We start from the raw sequence: 13,606 nt of genomic DNA, 5'->3' as shown, positions 1-13,606 counted from the left end.
TACTGGTTCATCGGCGGTCCGATAGTCACCGAAACAGTTCTTCTCCACCCATTTCTCATCCCCATGTCCCTTGGAGGACCCGTGCCCGAGCTGAGGCCAGCCGGCGTCGAGCGCCGCACCTTCCTGCGTTACACGAGCGCCATCGGCGCGGCCGCCGCCATCACGGCAGGCCTTTCGGCATGCGGCGGGCCCTCCTCGACCGCCGACGGTGCGGCGGGCAAGGGGGACGGCAGCGGCACCATCGAGGCCGGTCTGTCGTACCCGCTGTCGACCGGATTCGACCCGATGACCACGTCGGGCGCCACGCCGTACGCCGCCAACATGCACATCTTCGAGGGCCTCGTGGATCTCGATCCCGCGACACTCGTGGCCCGCCCCGCGCTCGCCACCGAGATGCCGAAGAAGATCAACGCCACCACCTACCGGGCCACTCTCCGCGACGGTGCGACCTTCCACGACGGGTCACCGGTCACCGCCGACGACGTCGTGTTCAGCTTCGAACGCATCCTGGATCCGAAGAACGCCTCGCTGATGGCGCAGTTCGTGCCGTTCATCGACACGGTCACCGCCGTCGACACCAAGACGGTCGAGTTCAAGCTGAAGCACGCCTTCGCCCTCTTCCCGTCCCGCGTCGCCGTCGCCCGGATCGTGCCGAAGAAGACGGTCGAGGCGGACGTCAAGGGGTTCGACGCCAAGCCGGTCGGCTCCGGGCCCTACAAGTTCGTCGAGGCCACCCGCGAGGACAAGATCGTCTTCGAGAAGTTCGCCGCGTACAACGGCCCCCACCCGGCCATGGCCGAGAAGATGATCTGGCGCCTGATGTCGGACCAGTCGGCCCGCGTCAGCGCCATGGAGTCCGGCCGCGTCCAGGCCATCGAGGACGTCCCGTACATCGACGTGAAGCGGCTCTCCGCCACCACGAAGACCGAGTCCGTGCAGTCCTTCGGCCTCCTCTTCCTGATGTTCAACACCGCCGACAAGCGCTTCGCCGACAAGCGGGTCCGCCAGGCGCTGCACTACGCGCTGGACACCGAGAAGATCATCAAGACCGCCATGGTCGGGAACGCGGCGGCCGCGACGGGGTACGTCCCCCGGACACACCCCGATTACCACCAGGCCGCCACCGTCTACACGCACGACGTGGCCAAGGCGAAGAAGCTGCTCGGCGAAGCGGGCGTGCGCAAGCTCAAGTTCACCGTCCTGACCACCGACACCGGCTGGGTCAAGGACATCGCCCCGCTGCTCAAGGAGAGCTGGGCCGCCGCCGGCATCGAGGCCACCCTGAACATCGCGCAGTCCCCGGCCCAGTACGCCAAGGTCGACAGCGGCGACTTCGAGGTCCTGGTCGCACCCGGCGACCCCTCCGTCTTCGGCAACGACGCCGACCTCCTGATGCGCTGGTTCTACTACGGCTTCTGGCCGGAGAAGCGCTACGGCTGGGCCACGACCGCCGAGTACAAGCAGGTCAAGCAGCTCCTCGACAAGGCCGCCCGGGCCGCCGACGAGGCGGCGCGCAAGCAGCTGTGGGGGCAGATCACCGACCTCGTCGCCGAAGAGGCCGCGCTCTACCCGATCCTCCACCGCAAGCTGCCCACCGCCTGGAACGAGAAGGCCCTGCCCGGCTTCGAGCCGCTGCCCACCACGGGCCTGTCCTTCGTGGACGTCAGCCGCGCCTGACCCCCACCGGTCCGGGCCGCCCTCCCCGGCGGCCCGGACCCGCCGTCCGCCCAATCGCAAGGAACCCGACGATGGTTGCTTTTCTCCGGCTCGCGCTGCGCCGCGTCGCGATGATGCCGGTGATGATCCTCGGCATCGCGCTGCTGGTCTTCGTGGTGTTGCAGTTCTCGCCGGTCGACCCGGCCTTCAACGCGCTCGGGGAGAGCGCCACCCCGGAGGCCCGGGAGGCCTTCGCCGAGGCCAACGGTCTCAACGACCCGCTACCCGTGCGCTACGTCGACTTCCTCGGCCAGTTGCTCCACTTCGACCTCGGGATGACCGTCCCGCCGAGCCAGCCCGTGATCGACCGGATCACCGCGGCCTTCCCGCTCACCCTCCAGCTCACCTTCCTCGGACTGCTCCTCGCGGTCGTCCTGGCCGTCGTCGGCGGCGTACTGGGCGCCATGTACCGCGACCGCTGGCCCGACCAGCTCTTCCGGATCCTGTCCATGGCCGGGGTCGCCATCCCGTCGTTCTGGCTCGGCGTCCTGCTCATCCAGCAGTTCGCCCTGAACACCCGGATCTTCCCGACCGGCGGATACACCAACCCCGCGGACTCGTTCAGCGGATGGCTCACCACCATGGTCCTGCCCGCCGTCTCGCTCGCGGTACCCGTCGCGGCGTCCCTCGCCCGCCTCGTCCGCACCTCGATGGTCGCCGAACTCGACCGCGACTACGTCCGTACCGCCCAGGGCAACGGCCTGCCGGTCTTCCTGGTGATCCGCTCGGTGCTGCGCAACGCGCTCGTCACCCCGCTCACCGTGCTCGGCGTCAAGGTCGGCTACCTGCTCAGCGGAGCCGTCGTCATCGAGGCGATCTTCGACCTGCCCGGCATGGGCAAACTCATCCTCGAAGGTGTCACCGGCGGCGACGTAGCCCTGGTCCAGGGCACCGTACTGACCATCGCCATCGCCTTGCTGGTGGTCAACGTCATCGTCGACCTGCTCTATCTGCTGGTCAACCCGCGCATCAGGACGGTGTGACATGTTCACCACGGGCCGTCTGGCCAAGAAGCTCTCCCGACCGGGCATCGCCTTCCGCGCCCTCCCGGTCACCTCCCGCGTTGCCCTCGGTGTCCTGATCGTCGTCGTCCTCGGCGCCGTACTCGCCCCCCTGCTCACCCAGGACCCGCTGACCACGGGCACCCCCGTGCAGGCCCCCAGCGGCGAGCACTGGTTCGGCACCGACCGGGCGGGACGCGACGTGTTCGCCCGCGTGGTGCACGGATCGCGCTACTCCCTGGTCATCGGCCTCGGCGCGACCGCCGTCGCGCTGATCGCCGGAGCCGTCCTCGGCTCGCTCGCCGCCACCTCGCGCAGACTCGGCGACGAATCCGTCATGCGCACCCTCGACATCGTGATGTCGTTCCCGCCGATCGCGCTCGCGGCCGTCCTCGTCGCCGTGTTCGGCACCAGCATCCCGGTGATCATCTTCACCATCGCCTTCGTGTACACCCCCTCGCTCGCCCGCGTCGTGCGCGCCAACGTCCTCGCGCAGTACGGCGAGGACTACGTGGCGGCCGAGAAGGTCATCGGCGCACGGCGTGGCTACATCGTGCTGCGCCACGTCGCCGTCAACTGCATGGCCCCCGTCATGGTGTTCGCGACCGTCATGGTCGCCGAGGCCATCATCTTCGAGGCCAGCCTCTCCTTCATCGGCGCCGGCGTGCAGGACCCCGACCCCAGCTGGGGCAGCGTCCTCGCCTACGGCCGGCAGATCCTCCTGGCGGGCGGCTGGTGGGCCACCTTCTTCCCCGGCCTGGCCCTGCTGGTCACCGTACTCGCGCTCAACATCCTGTCGGAGGGCCTCACCGACGCCTCCGCCGCTCCCAGGAACGCCCGCCCCTCGGCCGAGTCCAGGACCATCACGGCCCCGGACCCCGTCGAGGCCGCCTCCACCGTCGACATCGACGCCGCGCTGGCCGAGCTCGCCCGGCACATCGCCGACACCGAGCCCGCGATCACCCCGGTACCCGAGGACGCGGGCGAACTCCTCGTCGTACGCGACCTCGCCATCCGCTTCCCGGACCGCTACGGCGAGATCCCCGTCGTCGACAAGCTGAACTTCACCGTCCACGAAGGCGAGACCCTCGGCCTGGTCGGTGAGTCCGGGTGCGGCAAATCCATCACCAGCCTCGCCGTCATGGGCCTCCTCGCCCGCAACGCCGAAGTCAGCGGTGAGATCCTCTACCGCGGCCGGGACCTGCTGAAGCTCCCGCTCAAGGAACGCCGGGCGCTGATGGGACCCGAGATCGCGATGGTCTACCAGGACGCGCTCTCCTCCCTCAACCCCTCCGTCCTCGTCGGCACCCAGCTGAAGCAGCTGACCTCACGAGGAGGCACCAAGACCCCCACCGAACTCCTCGAACTCGTCGGCCTGTCACCGGAACGCACCCTGCGCAGCTACCCGCACGAGCTCTCCGGCGGCCAGCGCCAGCGCGTCCTCATCGCCATGGCCCTGTCCCGCAGTCCCCGCCTCCTGATCGCGGACGAACCGACCACCGCCCTCGACGTCACCGTCCAGGCCCAGGTCGTCGAGCTCCTGATCAAGCTGCGCGACGAACTCGGCTTCGCCATGGTGCTGGTCTCCCACGACCTCGCCCTGGTCGGCGACCTCGCGCACCGGGTCGCCGTCATGTACGCAGGACGCCTCGCCGAGATCGGCGACACACGTGCCGGCCTCACCGACCCCGCCCACCACTACAGCCGGGGTCTCCTCGGCTCCGTCGTCTCCCTGGAAGCCGGCGCGAACCGGCTCCACCAGATCCGCGGAGTCGTTCCCGCGCCCCAGGGCTTCGGACAGGGCTGCCGCTTCGCGGGGCGCTGCGGTGCGGCGACCGAACTCTGCCGCACCACGACCCCCGCACTCACCGCGCGCGGTGCCACGGAGGACCACGGCTCCGCCTGCCATCACCCGGCCGGGGCCAAGAAGCTGGAAGGGAGCGCCCTGTGATCAGGCTCAACGACGTCCACGTACGCCACAAGGCACGCAGCGGAGGCCTCTTCAGCCGCGACGCCGTCCACGCGCTCACGGGCGCCGGCCTGCAGGTCGAGCGCGGCGAGATCGTGGGCCTGGTGGGGGAGTCGGGCTGCGGCAAGTCCACGCTCGCCCGGTGCTGACCGGGCTGCAGGAGCCCACCGAGGGCGAGGTCCTCTTCCACGGGCGCGACCTGTGGGAGATGTCGGCCGCCGAGCGGCGCAACGACTTCGGCTCGGCCGTCGGCGTCGTCTTCCAGGACCCCTCCACCGCGCTCAACCCGCGCCTCACGGTCCGTCAGATCCTCCGTGACCCGCTGGACGTGCACCGGCGCGGCACCCGCGAGGCGCGCGAGGCACGTGTCGAGGAACTCCTCGACCTCGTCGGGCTGCCCGGCCACACCCTCGCCGCCCTGCCCGGTCAGCTCTCCGGCGGTCAGCGCCAGCGGGTGGCCATCGCGCGTGCCCTGGCCCTCGAACCGGAACTGATCGTCGCCGACGAACCGACCTCCGCGCTCGACGTCTCCGTGCGCGCCCAGGTACTCAACCTCCTCGTCGACCTGCGTGAACGCCTCGGCCTCGGCATGGTGTTCATCTCGCACGACATCCAGACCGTGCGCCATCTCGCCGACCGCATCGCCGTCCTCTACCTCGGCCGCATCGTCGAGGAGGGCCGGGCCGCCGATGTCGCGGGCGCCCCCAGGCACCCGTACACCGAGGCGCTGCTCTCCGCCACGCCCAGCCTGCTGGAGGCGACGCAGCGCATCGTGCTCACCGGCCCGGTGCCCTCCGCCACCAACCCGCCGGCCGGCTGTCCGTTCAGCACCCGTTGCTGGAAGGCGGACGCGGAGTGTTCCACGGTCTTCCCCGAGGAGACCTTCGGGCCCGGCGAACACCGCTGGCACTGCGTCCACCCCCAGACATCCGAGCCCCCCACCGGGGACCGGACCCCCGTACCGCCCGCAAGGAGCACCGCATGACCGCCCCCAGTACCCCCTACACAGGAGTGATCCCGCCCGTCGTCACCCCGCTCACCGCGGACGGCGAGCTCGACCGGGTCTCCCTGGAGCGGGTCGTCGGCCATCTCCTCGGCGGCGGCGTCAGCGGCCTCTTCGCCCTCGGCAGCTCCGGCGAGACCGCCTACCTGACGCCCGGTCAGCAGGACGAGGTCATCAAGGTGATCACCGCGACGGCGGCGGGCCAGGTGCCGGTCCTTGTGGGTGCCATCGAGACCACCACCAACCGGGCGATCGAGCGGGCCCGTGCCGCGGCCGCCCTGGGCGCCGACGCGGTCGTGGCCACCGCACCCTTCTACACGCGCACCCACGCCACCGAGATCGACCGCCACTTCAGGGACATCGCCGCAGCCGTGGAGCTGCCGCTCCTCGCGTACGACGTGCCCGTCTGCGTACACAGCAAGCTGGACCCGGAACTCCTGCTGCCGCTCGCGGCCGACGGAGTGCTCGCGGGTGTGAAGGACTCGAGCGGGGACGACGGTTCCTTCCGCCGGCTGGTCATCGGGGCGCGGGACCTGCCGCGGTTCGCCGTACTGACCGGCCACGAGTTGGTGGTCGACGCGATGATGCTGAGCGGCGCCCACGGGTCGGTGCCCGGCCTGGGCAATGTCGACCCGCACGGTTATGTGCGGCTGCACGAGGCGGCCACACGTGGTGACTGGGCCGCCGCCAAGGCCGAACAGGACCGTCTCGTGGCGCTGTTCGACATCGTCGGGGCCGCCGCGCCCGGCACCGCCTCGGCGACGGCGGCCGGGCTGGGCGCGTTCAAGACGGCTCTGATGCTGCGCGGCGTCATCGCGACCAACGTGATGAGCCCGCCGATGCGCCGCCTGGACGCCGCGGAGACGATCGTGATCGCCGCGTACCTGGACCGGGCGGGCCTGTCCCGCGTGTAGCACGTACAGAGGGCCGTCCCGCAGTGCGAACACTGCGGGACGGCCCTCTGTACGACGGCGGAACTAGTTGCGCGCGCCGCGGGTGCGGCGCATCAGCACCGCACCGCCCAGGAGCAGCGCTGCGGCCCCACCTGCGGCCAGACCGATCTCGCCTGCACCGGTGTGCGCCAGCTGCGCGACCGGGGTGCTCGGCGCGGGAGCGCTGACGGAGGGCTCGTCGGCCGGCGGCTTCACAGCGGTCGGGGGCTCGTCGACCTTCGGCTCGTCAACCTTCGGCTCGTCGGCCGGAGGCTTCACGGGGCCGCTCTCGTTGACGCAGTCGTTGTCGGCGGCCGCGTTGAGGAGGGCGATCGCGTTGACGCTGTTGCCGCAGACGTTGACGGGGATGTGCACCGGGGCCTGAACGACGTTGCCGGAAAGCACACCGGGGGAGCCGGCGGCCACCGCCTCGGCGTTCGCCCCGCCGTATCCCTGGTGAGCGTCGTCGCCGTAGGCGTCGGAGCTCGGGCCGGCGTGACCGCGGTCGCTCACGCCGGAAGCTTCCTCGGTCGCGCTGTCGTAAGCGGAGTCGCTGTGGATACCGCGGTCCTCGCCGTGGCTGTCGCTCTGCTCGGAGCCCTCACCGTGGTGGCCCTTGTGGGAGCCGACGTTCGCGCATGCGTTGCCGAAGGAGGGGTTCAGCAGGGCGGCCGCGTTGACGGTGTTGCCGCAGGCGTTGACCGGGACGTGCACCGGTACCTGGGCGACGTTGCCCGAGCCGACGCCCGGCGAATTGACGGCGGCACCCTCGGCCGAGGCGTCGGCGTGGGCATATCCGCCGACGGCGGTCAGGATGCCGGACGCCGCTGCCATGACGAACATGCTTTTGTTCAACACTTGACGCATTGAATAGGCCTTCCTCAAACATTTCCGCGCGGGTAGTGCACCCGCAAGTGACGCCTGTGTGTGACGAGTGGTGCCGTTGCGTGTGAGGCCATGACCTCGGCGGACCGTCATCTCAAGTGCGCTGGACGACAGTCATAACGAGCGGGTTGCGCTGGGGAAACTCGGAAGACGTCGCAAATTTTGGATTCCCCCGTTCGGGTTACGCGTACGCGCTCAGGTTGCCTGAACAGGTGTCCCAGTGGTGGTCATCCGGATGCTCCCGCGCGCACAGTGCCGGCCGGGGGATTACTCCCGACCGTCACTCTTTCGGCGGCATTACCCGTCCGAATCCACCTCGTTCATTGTTGTGGTACGTAGGAAAAGGTCGGGCTGTTGTACAGTCGCGAAGAATTTTCCCCCCACTCGGTTCGTGAATATTATTCGCGGACCTAAGCGAAAGGTCATCTCCGTGTTCGGAAAGCGAACCGCTGCCGTGTCTCTGTCAGCCGTTGCCCTGCTGGCGATCGGGGCGGCTGCGGCCCAGGCCGATGACGGTCCCAAGTTCGAGAACAACGGCCACGTTCTGTCCTGCTTCAGCCTGGAAGCCCTGCACATCCCGATCGCGTCGACGTCGGGCAACACGGTGGACTGCTCCACTAACAACGAGTGGAACACGCAGGCGAACACGAACACGACGGTCATCGACGCCAGCGTGGCTCCCACGGATACTCCGGCCCATCAGGCCCAGGCTCCGGCCGAGGCCCCCGCTGCGGCCCCGGTCCAGGCCCCCGCTGCGGCTCCGGTTCAGGCTCCGGTTCAGGCTCCGGCCCAGGCTCCGGCTCCGGTCGAGGCTCCGGCTGCGGCTCCGGTTCAGGCTCCGGCTGCGGCCCCCGCTCCGGTTCAGGCTCCGGCCGAGGCTCCGGTTCAGGCTCCGGCCCAGGCCCCCGCTCCGGTCCAGGCCCCGGCCGAGGCCCCCGTTGCGGCTCCGGTCCAGGCTCCGGCCCAGGCCCCTGCTCCGGTTCAGGCTCCGGCTCCGGTTCAGGCTCCGGCCGAGGCTCAGGCTCCGGCCCAGGCCCCTGCTCCGGTTCAGGCTCCGGCTCCGGTTCAGGCTCCGGCCGAGGCTCAGGCTCCGGCCCAGGCCCCCGCTCCGGTCCAGGCTCCGGCCGAGGCTCCCGTTGCGGCTCCGGTCCAGGCTCCGGCCGAGGCTCCCGCCGAGGAGCAGCGTCCGCAGTCGACGCCCGTCGAGGCGGAGGCCGCTGTGCAGGCGCCGCTGCAGGACCAGGCTCCGGTAGGGGTGCAGGCTGCCGTCGGGGCGCCCGTCGAAGAGCTGGGCCTCATCCAGGGCTAGTGTGTGTCCGGCGCACTCTTTGCGCCGGGGTGTTTTGGTTGTATGTTGTGCGCTGAATTCCAGGCGTAGCTGTCTCAGCCGAAACTGCCGAAGTGTCAGGCAGTTGACAGTGTGCCGTAGTCGGTAGGAATTCAGGATTATCTCCCCTGCAGCCCTTTCTCTGTTGAGTGCGTCGATAGTGATATCGATTTCCTGGATTGTTCTGTTCCAGGAAAGCGCTTCGAGGGTGAACTGCGGCAGGGGTGGGGGAGGCCACTGAGTCGACCCCGTGTCTCATGCGCCGCCGCCGCCGGGTTCCTCCCCCGGTGGCGGCGGTTTCTTTTGTGTCGCGGACGCGAATGTCCCCCGTCGAGAGCATCGCCGACACGCGTGGCGGCATGGTCCGAACGAGTGTATTTCCCTGAGGTGCCGAGGGCCTCCGATCCCGCGGAACCCTTGTCCCCCAAGGGGGAGTTGGCTTCCCATGCCGAGTGTCGGCTTCCGCCCTCAGTGCGTCGCGGTGATTTGCGGTACTTCATCCTCTAACATCTCGTAACTGTAAGAACACGGCCAACAGCGGACCGTGCTTTACGCGTCAAACGGAGTGAAAGAAATGCGCAAGCTTCAGAAGGCCGCCGTCGTCGTCGCGATGCTCGGTAGCGTCGGCTTCATCGGTTCCGGCACCGCCTTCGCCGGCGACGACGGCGGCATCGACGTGACGCAGAGCGCGTCCTGCGTGCAGCACGACACGAGCGTCAACATCCTCAGCAACGTCAGCGCCCTCAACGGCCTGCTGAGCGGTCTGATCGGCAACGCGGGTGACCCGGGTGCGTCGGACCAGAACATCGGCTCGCAGTGTGCCGCGAGCAACGACGCCTTCTGAGCGTCGGTAAGTAGCTGACCGAAAAAGCACGGCACGGCGGCGGGCTGCCCCTTGGGGGCGGCCCGCCGTCTCGTTGTGCGGCGTCACTTCCCCCGGCGTGCGCCGTGACGTGCGCTCGGCTGAACGGTGGTCATTGCCTCGATTTCCGGCACGCCGTTGGCGCCGATGCGCGCACTCCCGTAATGTCGTGACTGTAAGTACGCGCACAACTACGGTGCGTGCCGCCAAGAATCGGAGACAGAGAAAATGCGCAAGCTTCAGAAGGCCGCCGTTGTGGTCGCGATGCTCGGTAGCGTCGGCTTCATCGGCGCCGGCACCGCCGTCGCCGGCGGTGACGGCGGACCGGACATTGACGTCAAGCAGAGCGCGTCCTGCGAGCAGCACGACACGAGCGTCAACGTCCTCAGCAACCTCAGCGCCCTCAACGGCGTGCTGAGCGGTCTGATCGGCAACCAGGGTGACCCGGGTGCGTCGGACCAGAACATCGGCTCGCAGTGTGCCGCGGGCAACGACGCCTTCTGAGCGTCCGGTAGCCGAGTAAGTATCTGAGAGTGGGTCCGGATTCCGAGCCGATTGGCCGGGGGACGGGCCCGCTTTCTTATCACGAAGGAACGCAGCGCATGTCCAGTCGTAAGAAGATCGCAGTCGCATCGATGCTCATGGGTGGCCTTGCCCTGGCAGGGCTGGGTGTCACTCAGGCGTACGCCGGAGGACCGCAGGGCGACTGCTCGCGGGACGCGCACGGCAACGTCGTCTGCGTCCAGAAGAGCGAGACCTCGTACACCAGCGAGGACGGCACGTACCACCTTCACCAGAAGTCGAACTGCACGACGGTTACCCGCGAGACGGTGCAGCAGCCCGGGTTCACTGTGGGGCAGAGCGGGACGACGAACACCGGCCCCTCTGTGAACTGCACCAACTCGGCGCCTGCGCCTGAGGGCTTCGTAGCCCCCGCCGTCGGGCGCTGAGCCCGGCGCGCTTGAGCAGACGGATGGCCGGACCCGAATCGGGTCCGGCCATCCGCATGTAGACGCCAGGTCAGGGCTCCTACCGGTGTGTCGGTGCCGCATCACTCCGGTCGACCGGCGCGGGGACGACAGGTCGCTGTACGGCAGTGCCCAGGGTCTCGATCGGGTTGCAGTACGGCAGTCCGATCAGCGGCCCGTTGGTGCAGAACCTGACGATCAGGTCGGAGAACTCCTCCATCCGTTCCACCGGGGCCAGGTGGTCGGCCTCCCTGATGGTGGTGAAACTCGCCGAGGGCAGCGAGGCGGCGACAGCGCGCCCCACGGTCGGTGTGCAGAGCGTGTCGTACTCACCGGTGCACACCAGGGACGGCACGGAGGGCAGCGGTTCGTCCCGGAACCAGTCGTGGCTCATCAGGCGGGCGTTGTGCTCCACCGACTTCCGGAGTTCGTCGTCCGACTGTGCCATGAACTGACGCAGGAGCAGCCGGGAGACGATCGCGTGCTTGCGCACGGTCCCGGTGCCGGCCGGCGACATGAACCGCTCGACCAGTTCGCCGGCGATCCCGGCCCGGTCGCCGTGTTCCAGCATCCGTGTCCAGCGCGGCACGGCGGCGGCATAGTCGTCCGGAATCACCAGGGTCATCCCGACCAACCCCAGCTTGGCCACGTACTCGGGGTGCTGCTGGGCGAAGCGCATGGCGATGGCCCCGCCGAAGCAACTGCCGACGAGGTTGATCTGCGGCATGCTCAACTCCTCGAGCATGTGCCGCACGTTGGCTGCGAGGAAGTCGATGCCGTGCTCGGCGGGGAGGAAATCCGCGGTGCCGTAACCGGGGAGGTCCACAGTGACTGTGGTGCAGTACTCGGCCAGCCACTTCTCGTGTCGCGACCACGCGTATCGGTTCTGTGAGGAACCGCCCAGGAGGACCAGTGGTTCGGCCCGAGGGCGGTCCTGGTGGACGATGCGGCAGTGGTAGGTGAATCCCTCGAAGGTGAGCGCGCGTTCCTCCACCCTTACGACGGCCGGTGACTCGGTACCGAGAGCGGGGCCCGGCACTCGAGTGTCCTGTGCGGTACTGATGTCGGAATGCATGGGGCCCCCAGGGGAGTGGGATGAGTTTGAGGCTGAATCCCACGATCCTCCCATCACACTCCATTCATGACGATCCGTCCTTAGTGGGCGTGTCGGTGATATCGGCTCGGTGTGGTATCGAAGCGGTCCGCAGCCGGCTGGGGTGCTGGTCAGGGTCGGTCGTCGTCAACTCCTCCGCCGTGGGTCGTTCTTTTGGCCAACCGGCCGAGTGCGTGTTGAGCCGGTTGACGCAACGCGGGCTACGTTTCCCGCCACCCCGGGTAGGGCATTCTCATGGACCAGTACGACAGCCGCAGACCGTCGCGGCCCACCGAATCCGATACGCCTGTCTACGACCGCCTGCTCGCCGAATGGCAGGAGGCCGCAGAGGCCGCGAGGCGCAGGGGCCCGACGTCCACCTCGCCCGCTGTGTCCGACCCGCTTGTCGGGCATATTCCGGTGCCCGGTGCCCGGACCTCAGCCGAAGGCATGGGCGGCGGGAAATGACCTCGTCGGCAAAAAGCCGTTGACGCCACTCGGCCACCTCCCGCTAGAGTGCGCCGAGTCGGAGGAACCAGGAGGTGAGGACATTGATGACCGTCGTTGCGGTGGGCACTGCCCACGACCCGAAGAGCATCGTTCCCACCCCCGTGGCCGCCGGCTGACCCAGACCTTTTCTCTCCGCGCCTGAACGCGCGGTGCCGGGGCCGCCCTTGTGAAGGGTTTCCCTTGTCTTTCTCCCTCTTTCAGGCTTCCACTCCGTCGCACCCTCTGGCCCCGTACGGCTGGGACGACGCATGGGCCGACACCTTCGCCCCGTACGCCGAGCGGGGGCTCCTGCCCGGACGTGTGGTGCGGGTGGACCGCGGTCGGTGCGACGTGGTCACTCCGGACGGCACGCTCAGGGCGGACACCGCGTTCGTGGTGCCTCGTGACCCGATGCGGATCGTCTGCACCGGCGACTGGGTGGCCGTCGATCCCGACGGCGACCCTCAGTTCGTCCGCACCCTTCTTCCCCGCCGTACCGCCTTCGTGCGCTCGACGTCGTCGCAGCGTTCCGAAGGGCAGGTGCTCGCCACCAACATCGATCACATCGTCATCTGCGTCTCGCTCGCGGTCGAGCTGGACCTCGGACGGCTGGAGAGGTTCCTGGCGCTGGCCATGTCCAGCACCGCCGGCGCCGCTCTGCTCGACGACGGGCCCCGCTCCGCGGTGCACGAGGCGCACCCGCTCGTGCTGCTCACCAAGGCCGACCTCGTCCCGGACGCCACCACGCTGTCCCACCTCGTCGCGGACATCGAGGGCATCGCCCCCGGGGTGCAGGTGCTCCCTGTCAGCTCTGCCACGGGGGAGGGCATCGATGTGTTCGGCGCGATCGTCGCCGGGGGTACGAGCGTGCTGCTCGGCACCTCCGGTGCCGGCAAGTCGACGCTCGCCAACGCCCTGCTCGGCGAGGACGTGATGCACGTGCAGGCGGCGCGGGAGGTGGACGGCAAGGGCCGTCACACCACCACGACGCGCAACCTCCTCGTCCTGCCGGCAGGAGGTGTCCTGATCGACACCCCCGGGCTGCGGGGGGTCGGTCTCTGGGACGCGGAGACCGGCGTCGGCCAGGTCTTCTCGGAGATCGAGGACCTGGCACGGCAGTGCCGCTTCCACGACTGCGCCCACGAGGCCGAGCCCGGCTGCGCCGTGCTCGGCGCGATCGAGGACGGGTCACTGCCCGAGCGGCGACTCGACAGCTACCGCAAGCTGCTCCGGGAGAACCATCGCATCGCGACGAAGACGGACGCCCGGCTGCGCACCGAGACCCTGCGCGAATGGAAGCGCAGGAGCGCGGAAGGCCGGGCGGCCATGGTGATGAAGAGGGGCAGGACGCGTTAGTGGCA

The 13,606-nt window shown here is 69.0% G+C and carries 12 protein-coding genes and 1 pseudogene; 11 read left to right on the top strand and 2 right to left on the bottom strand.

Translation table 11 applies throughout. The annotated features are described in order from the left end of the window. Nucleotides 1-81 precede the first annotated feature (81 nt). The 5 genes and pseudogenes from ACFYQ5_RS11230 to ACFYQ5_RS11210 all read left to right on the top strand — a co-directional run bounded on the left by ACFYQ5_RS11230 (nt 82) and on the right by ACFYQ5_RS11210 (nt 6,603). The gene (locus ACFYQ5_RS11230; RefSeq protein ID WP_389196332.1) at nt 82-1,677 is read left to right on the top strand and encodes an ABC transporter substrate-binding protein; all 1,596 of its coding nucleotides are present in this window, start codon (nt 82-84) and stop codon (nt 1,675-1,677) included. Between the two features lie 71 nt (nt 1,678-1,748). Next, the gene (locus ACFYQ5_RS11225) at nt 1,749-2,699 is read left to right on the top strand and encodes an ABC transporter permease (protein WP_389196330.1); all 951 of its coding nucleotides are present in this window, start codon (nt 1,749-1,751) and stop codon (nt 2,697-2,699) included. 1 nt (nt 2,700) lies between these two features. Continuing rightward, entirely contained in the window at nt 2,701-4,668 is a 1,968-nt protein-coding gene (locus ACFYQ5_RS11220; RefSeq protein WP_389196328.1) for a dipeptide/oligopeptide/nickel ABC transporter permease/ATP-binding protein, read from the top strand. Continuing rightward, nucleotides 4,665-5,671: pseudogene (locus tag ACFYQ5_RS11215) on the top strand (oligopeptide/dipeptide ABC transporter ATP-binding protein). The gene ACFYQ5_RS11220 and the pseudogene ACFYQ5_RS11215 overlap by 4 nt, the downstream one beginning before the upstream one ends. Next, a complete protein-coding gene (locus tag ACFYQ5_RS11210; protein WP_389196326.1) occupies nt 5,668-6,603 on the top strand; it encodes a dihydrodipicolinate synthase family protein in 936 nt (311 codons plus the stop codon). The pseudogene ACFYQ5_RS11215 and the gene ACFYQ5_RS11210 overlap by 4 nt, the downstream one beginning before the upstream one ends. Before the next feature lie 63 nt (nt 6,604-6,666). Here ACFYQ5_RS11210 and ACFYQ5_RS11205 read toward each other — a convergent pair whose 3' ends face one another. Then, on the bottom strand, nt 6,667-7,488 hold the full coding sequence (locus ACFYQ5_RS11205) for a chaplin (protein ID WP_389196324.1): 822 nt from the start codon (nt 7,486-7,488) through the stop codon (nt 6,667-6,669). A 472-nt stretch (nt 7,489-7,960) separates the two neighbouring features. Here ACFYQ5_RS11205 and ACFYQ5_RS11200 point away from each other — a divergent pair, with 472 nt between their 5' ends. The 4 genes from ACFYQ5_RS11200 to ACFYQ5_RS11185 all read left to right on the top strand — a co-directional run bounded on the left by ACFYQ5_RS11200 (nt 7,961) and on the right by ACFYQ5_RS11185 (nt 10,645). Beyond that, on the top strand, nt 7,961-8,815 hold the full coding sequence (locus ACFYQ5_RS11200; RefSeq protein ID WP_389196322.1) for a hypothetical protein: 855 nt from the start codon (nt 7,961-7,963) through the stop codon (nt 8,813-8,815). Nucleotides 8,816-9,407: 592 nt separating this feature from the next. Continuing rightward, nucleotides 9,408-9,677, top strand: a complete 270-nt coding sequence (locus tag ACFYQ5_RS11195; RefSeq protein WP_389196320.1) for a hypothetical protein — start codon at nt 9,408-9,410, stop codon at nt 9,675-9,677. A 246-nt stretch (nt 9,678-9,923) separates the two neighbouring features. Further along, a complete protein-coding gene (locus tag ACFYQ5_RS11190) occupies nt 9,924-10,199 on the top strand; it encodes a hypothetical protein (RefSeq protein ID WP_389196319.1) in 276 nt (91 codons plus the stop codon). Nucleotides 10,200-10,297: 98 nt separating this feature from the next. Beyond that, nucleotides 10,298-10,645 (top strand): hypothetical protein, encoded by a 348-nt coding sequence (locus ACFYQ5_RS11185; protein WP_389196317.1) that lies wholly within the window; start codon nt 10,298-10,300, stop codon nt 10,643-10,645. A 79-nt stretch (nt 10,646-10,724) separates the two neighbouring features. On the opposite strand, the gene ACFYQ5_RS11180 is transcribed toward ACFYQ5_RS11185, so the two are convergent. Continuing rightward, a complete protein-coding gene (locus tag ACFYQ5_RS11180) occupies nt 10,725-11,738 on the bottom strand; it encodes an alpha/beta fold hydrolase (RefSeq protein WP_389196315.1) in 1,014 nt (337 codons plus the stop codon). A 273-nt stretch (nt 11,739-12,011) separates the two neighbouring features. Between ACFYQ5_RS11180 and ACFYQ5_RS11175 the strand changes: the two genes are divergently transcribed. Both ACFYQ5_RS11175 and rsgA read left to right on the top strand, forming a co-directional pair. Beyond that, nucleotides 12,012-12,224, top strand: a complete 213-nt coding sequence (locus ACFYQ5_RS11175) for a hypothetical protein (protein ID WP_389196313.1) — start codon at nt 12,012-12,014, stop codon at nt 12,222-12,224. Between the two features lie 222 nt (nt 12,225-12,446). Continuing rightward, nucleotides 12,447-13,601 (top strand): ribosome small subunit-dependent GTPase A, encoded by a 1,155-nt coding sequence (rsgA, locus tag ACFYQ5_RS11170; protein WP_389196311.1) that lies wholly within the window; start codon nt 12,447-12,449, stop codon nt 13,599-13,601. Nucleotides 13,602-13,606: the final 5 nt, after the last annotated feature.

Origin of the sequence: Streptomyces sp. NPDC005794, from assembly GCF_042871445.1 — a bacterium.
Lineage (GTDB): Bacteria > Actinomycetota > Actinomycetes > Streptomycetales > Streptomycetaceae > Streptomyces.
This window is presented reverse-complemented; position numbering and strand designations above follow the sequence as displayed.

What these genes read in the sequence shown, in the direction of transcription:
- ACFYQ5_RS11180 (WP_389196315.1), bottom strand. Translation starts at nt 11,738, where the DNA reads ATGCATTCCGACATCAGTACCGCACAGGACACTCGAGTGCCGGGCCCC.
- ACFYQ5_RS11205 (WP_389196324.1), bottom strand. Translation starts at nt 7,488, where the DNA reads ATGCGTCAAGTGTTGAACAAAAGCATGTTCGTCATGGCAGCGGCGTCC.
- ACFYQ5_RS11225 (WP_389196330.1), top strand. Translation starts at nt 1,749, where the DNA reads ATGGTTGCTTTTCTCCGGCTCGCGCTGCGCCGCGTCGCGATGATGCCG.
- ACFYQ5_RS11210 (WP_389196326.1), top strand. Translation starts at nt 5,668, where the DNA reads ATGACCGCCCCCAGTACCCCCTACACAGGAGTGATCCCGCCCGTCGTC.
- ACFYQ5_RS11195 (WP_389196320.1), top strand. Translation starts at nt 9,408, where the DNA reads ATGCGCAAGCTTCAGAAGGCCGCCGTCGTCGTCGCGATGCTCGGTAGC.
- ACFYQ5_RS11190 (WP_389196319.1), top strand. Translation starts at nt 9,924, where the DNA reads ATGCGCAAGCTTCAGAAGGCCGCCGTTGTGGTCGCGATGCTCGGTAGC.
- ACFYQ5_RS11185 (WP_389196317.1), top strand. Translation starts at nt 10,298, where the DNA reads ATGTCCAGTCGTAAGAAGATCGCAGTCGCATCGATGCTCATGGGTGGC.
- ACFYQ5_RS11175 (WP_389196313.1), top strand. Translation starts at nt 12,012, where the DNA reads ATGGACCAGTACGACAGCCGCAGACCGTCGCGGCCCACCGAATCCGAT.
- ACFYQ5_RS11220 (WP_389196328.1), top strand. Translation starts at nt 2,701, where the DNA reads ATGTTCACCACGGGCCGTCTGGCCAAGAAGCTCTCCCGACCGGGCATC.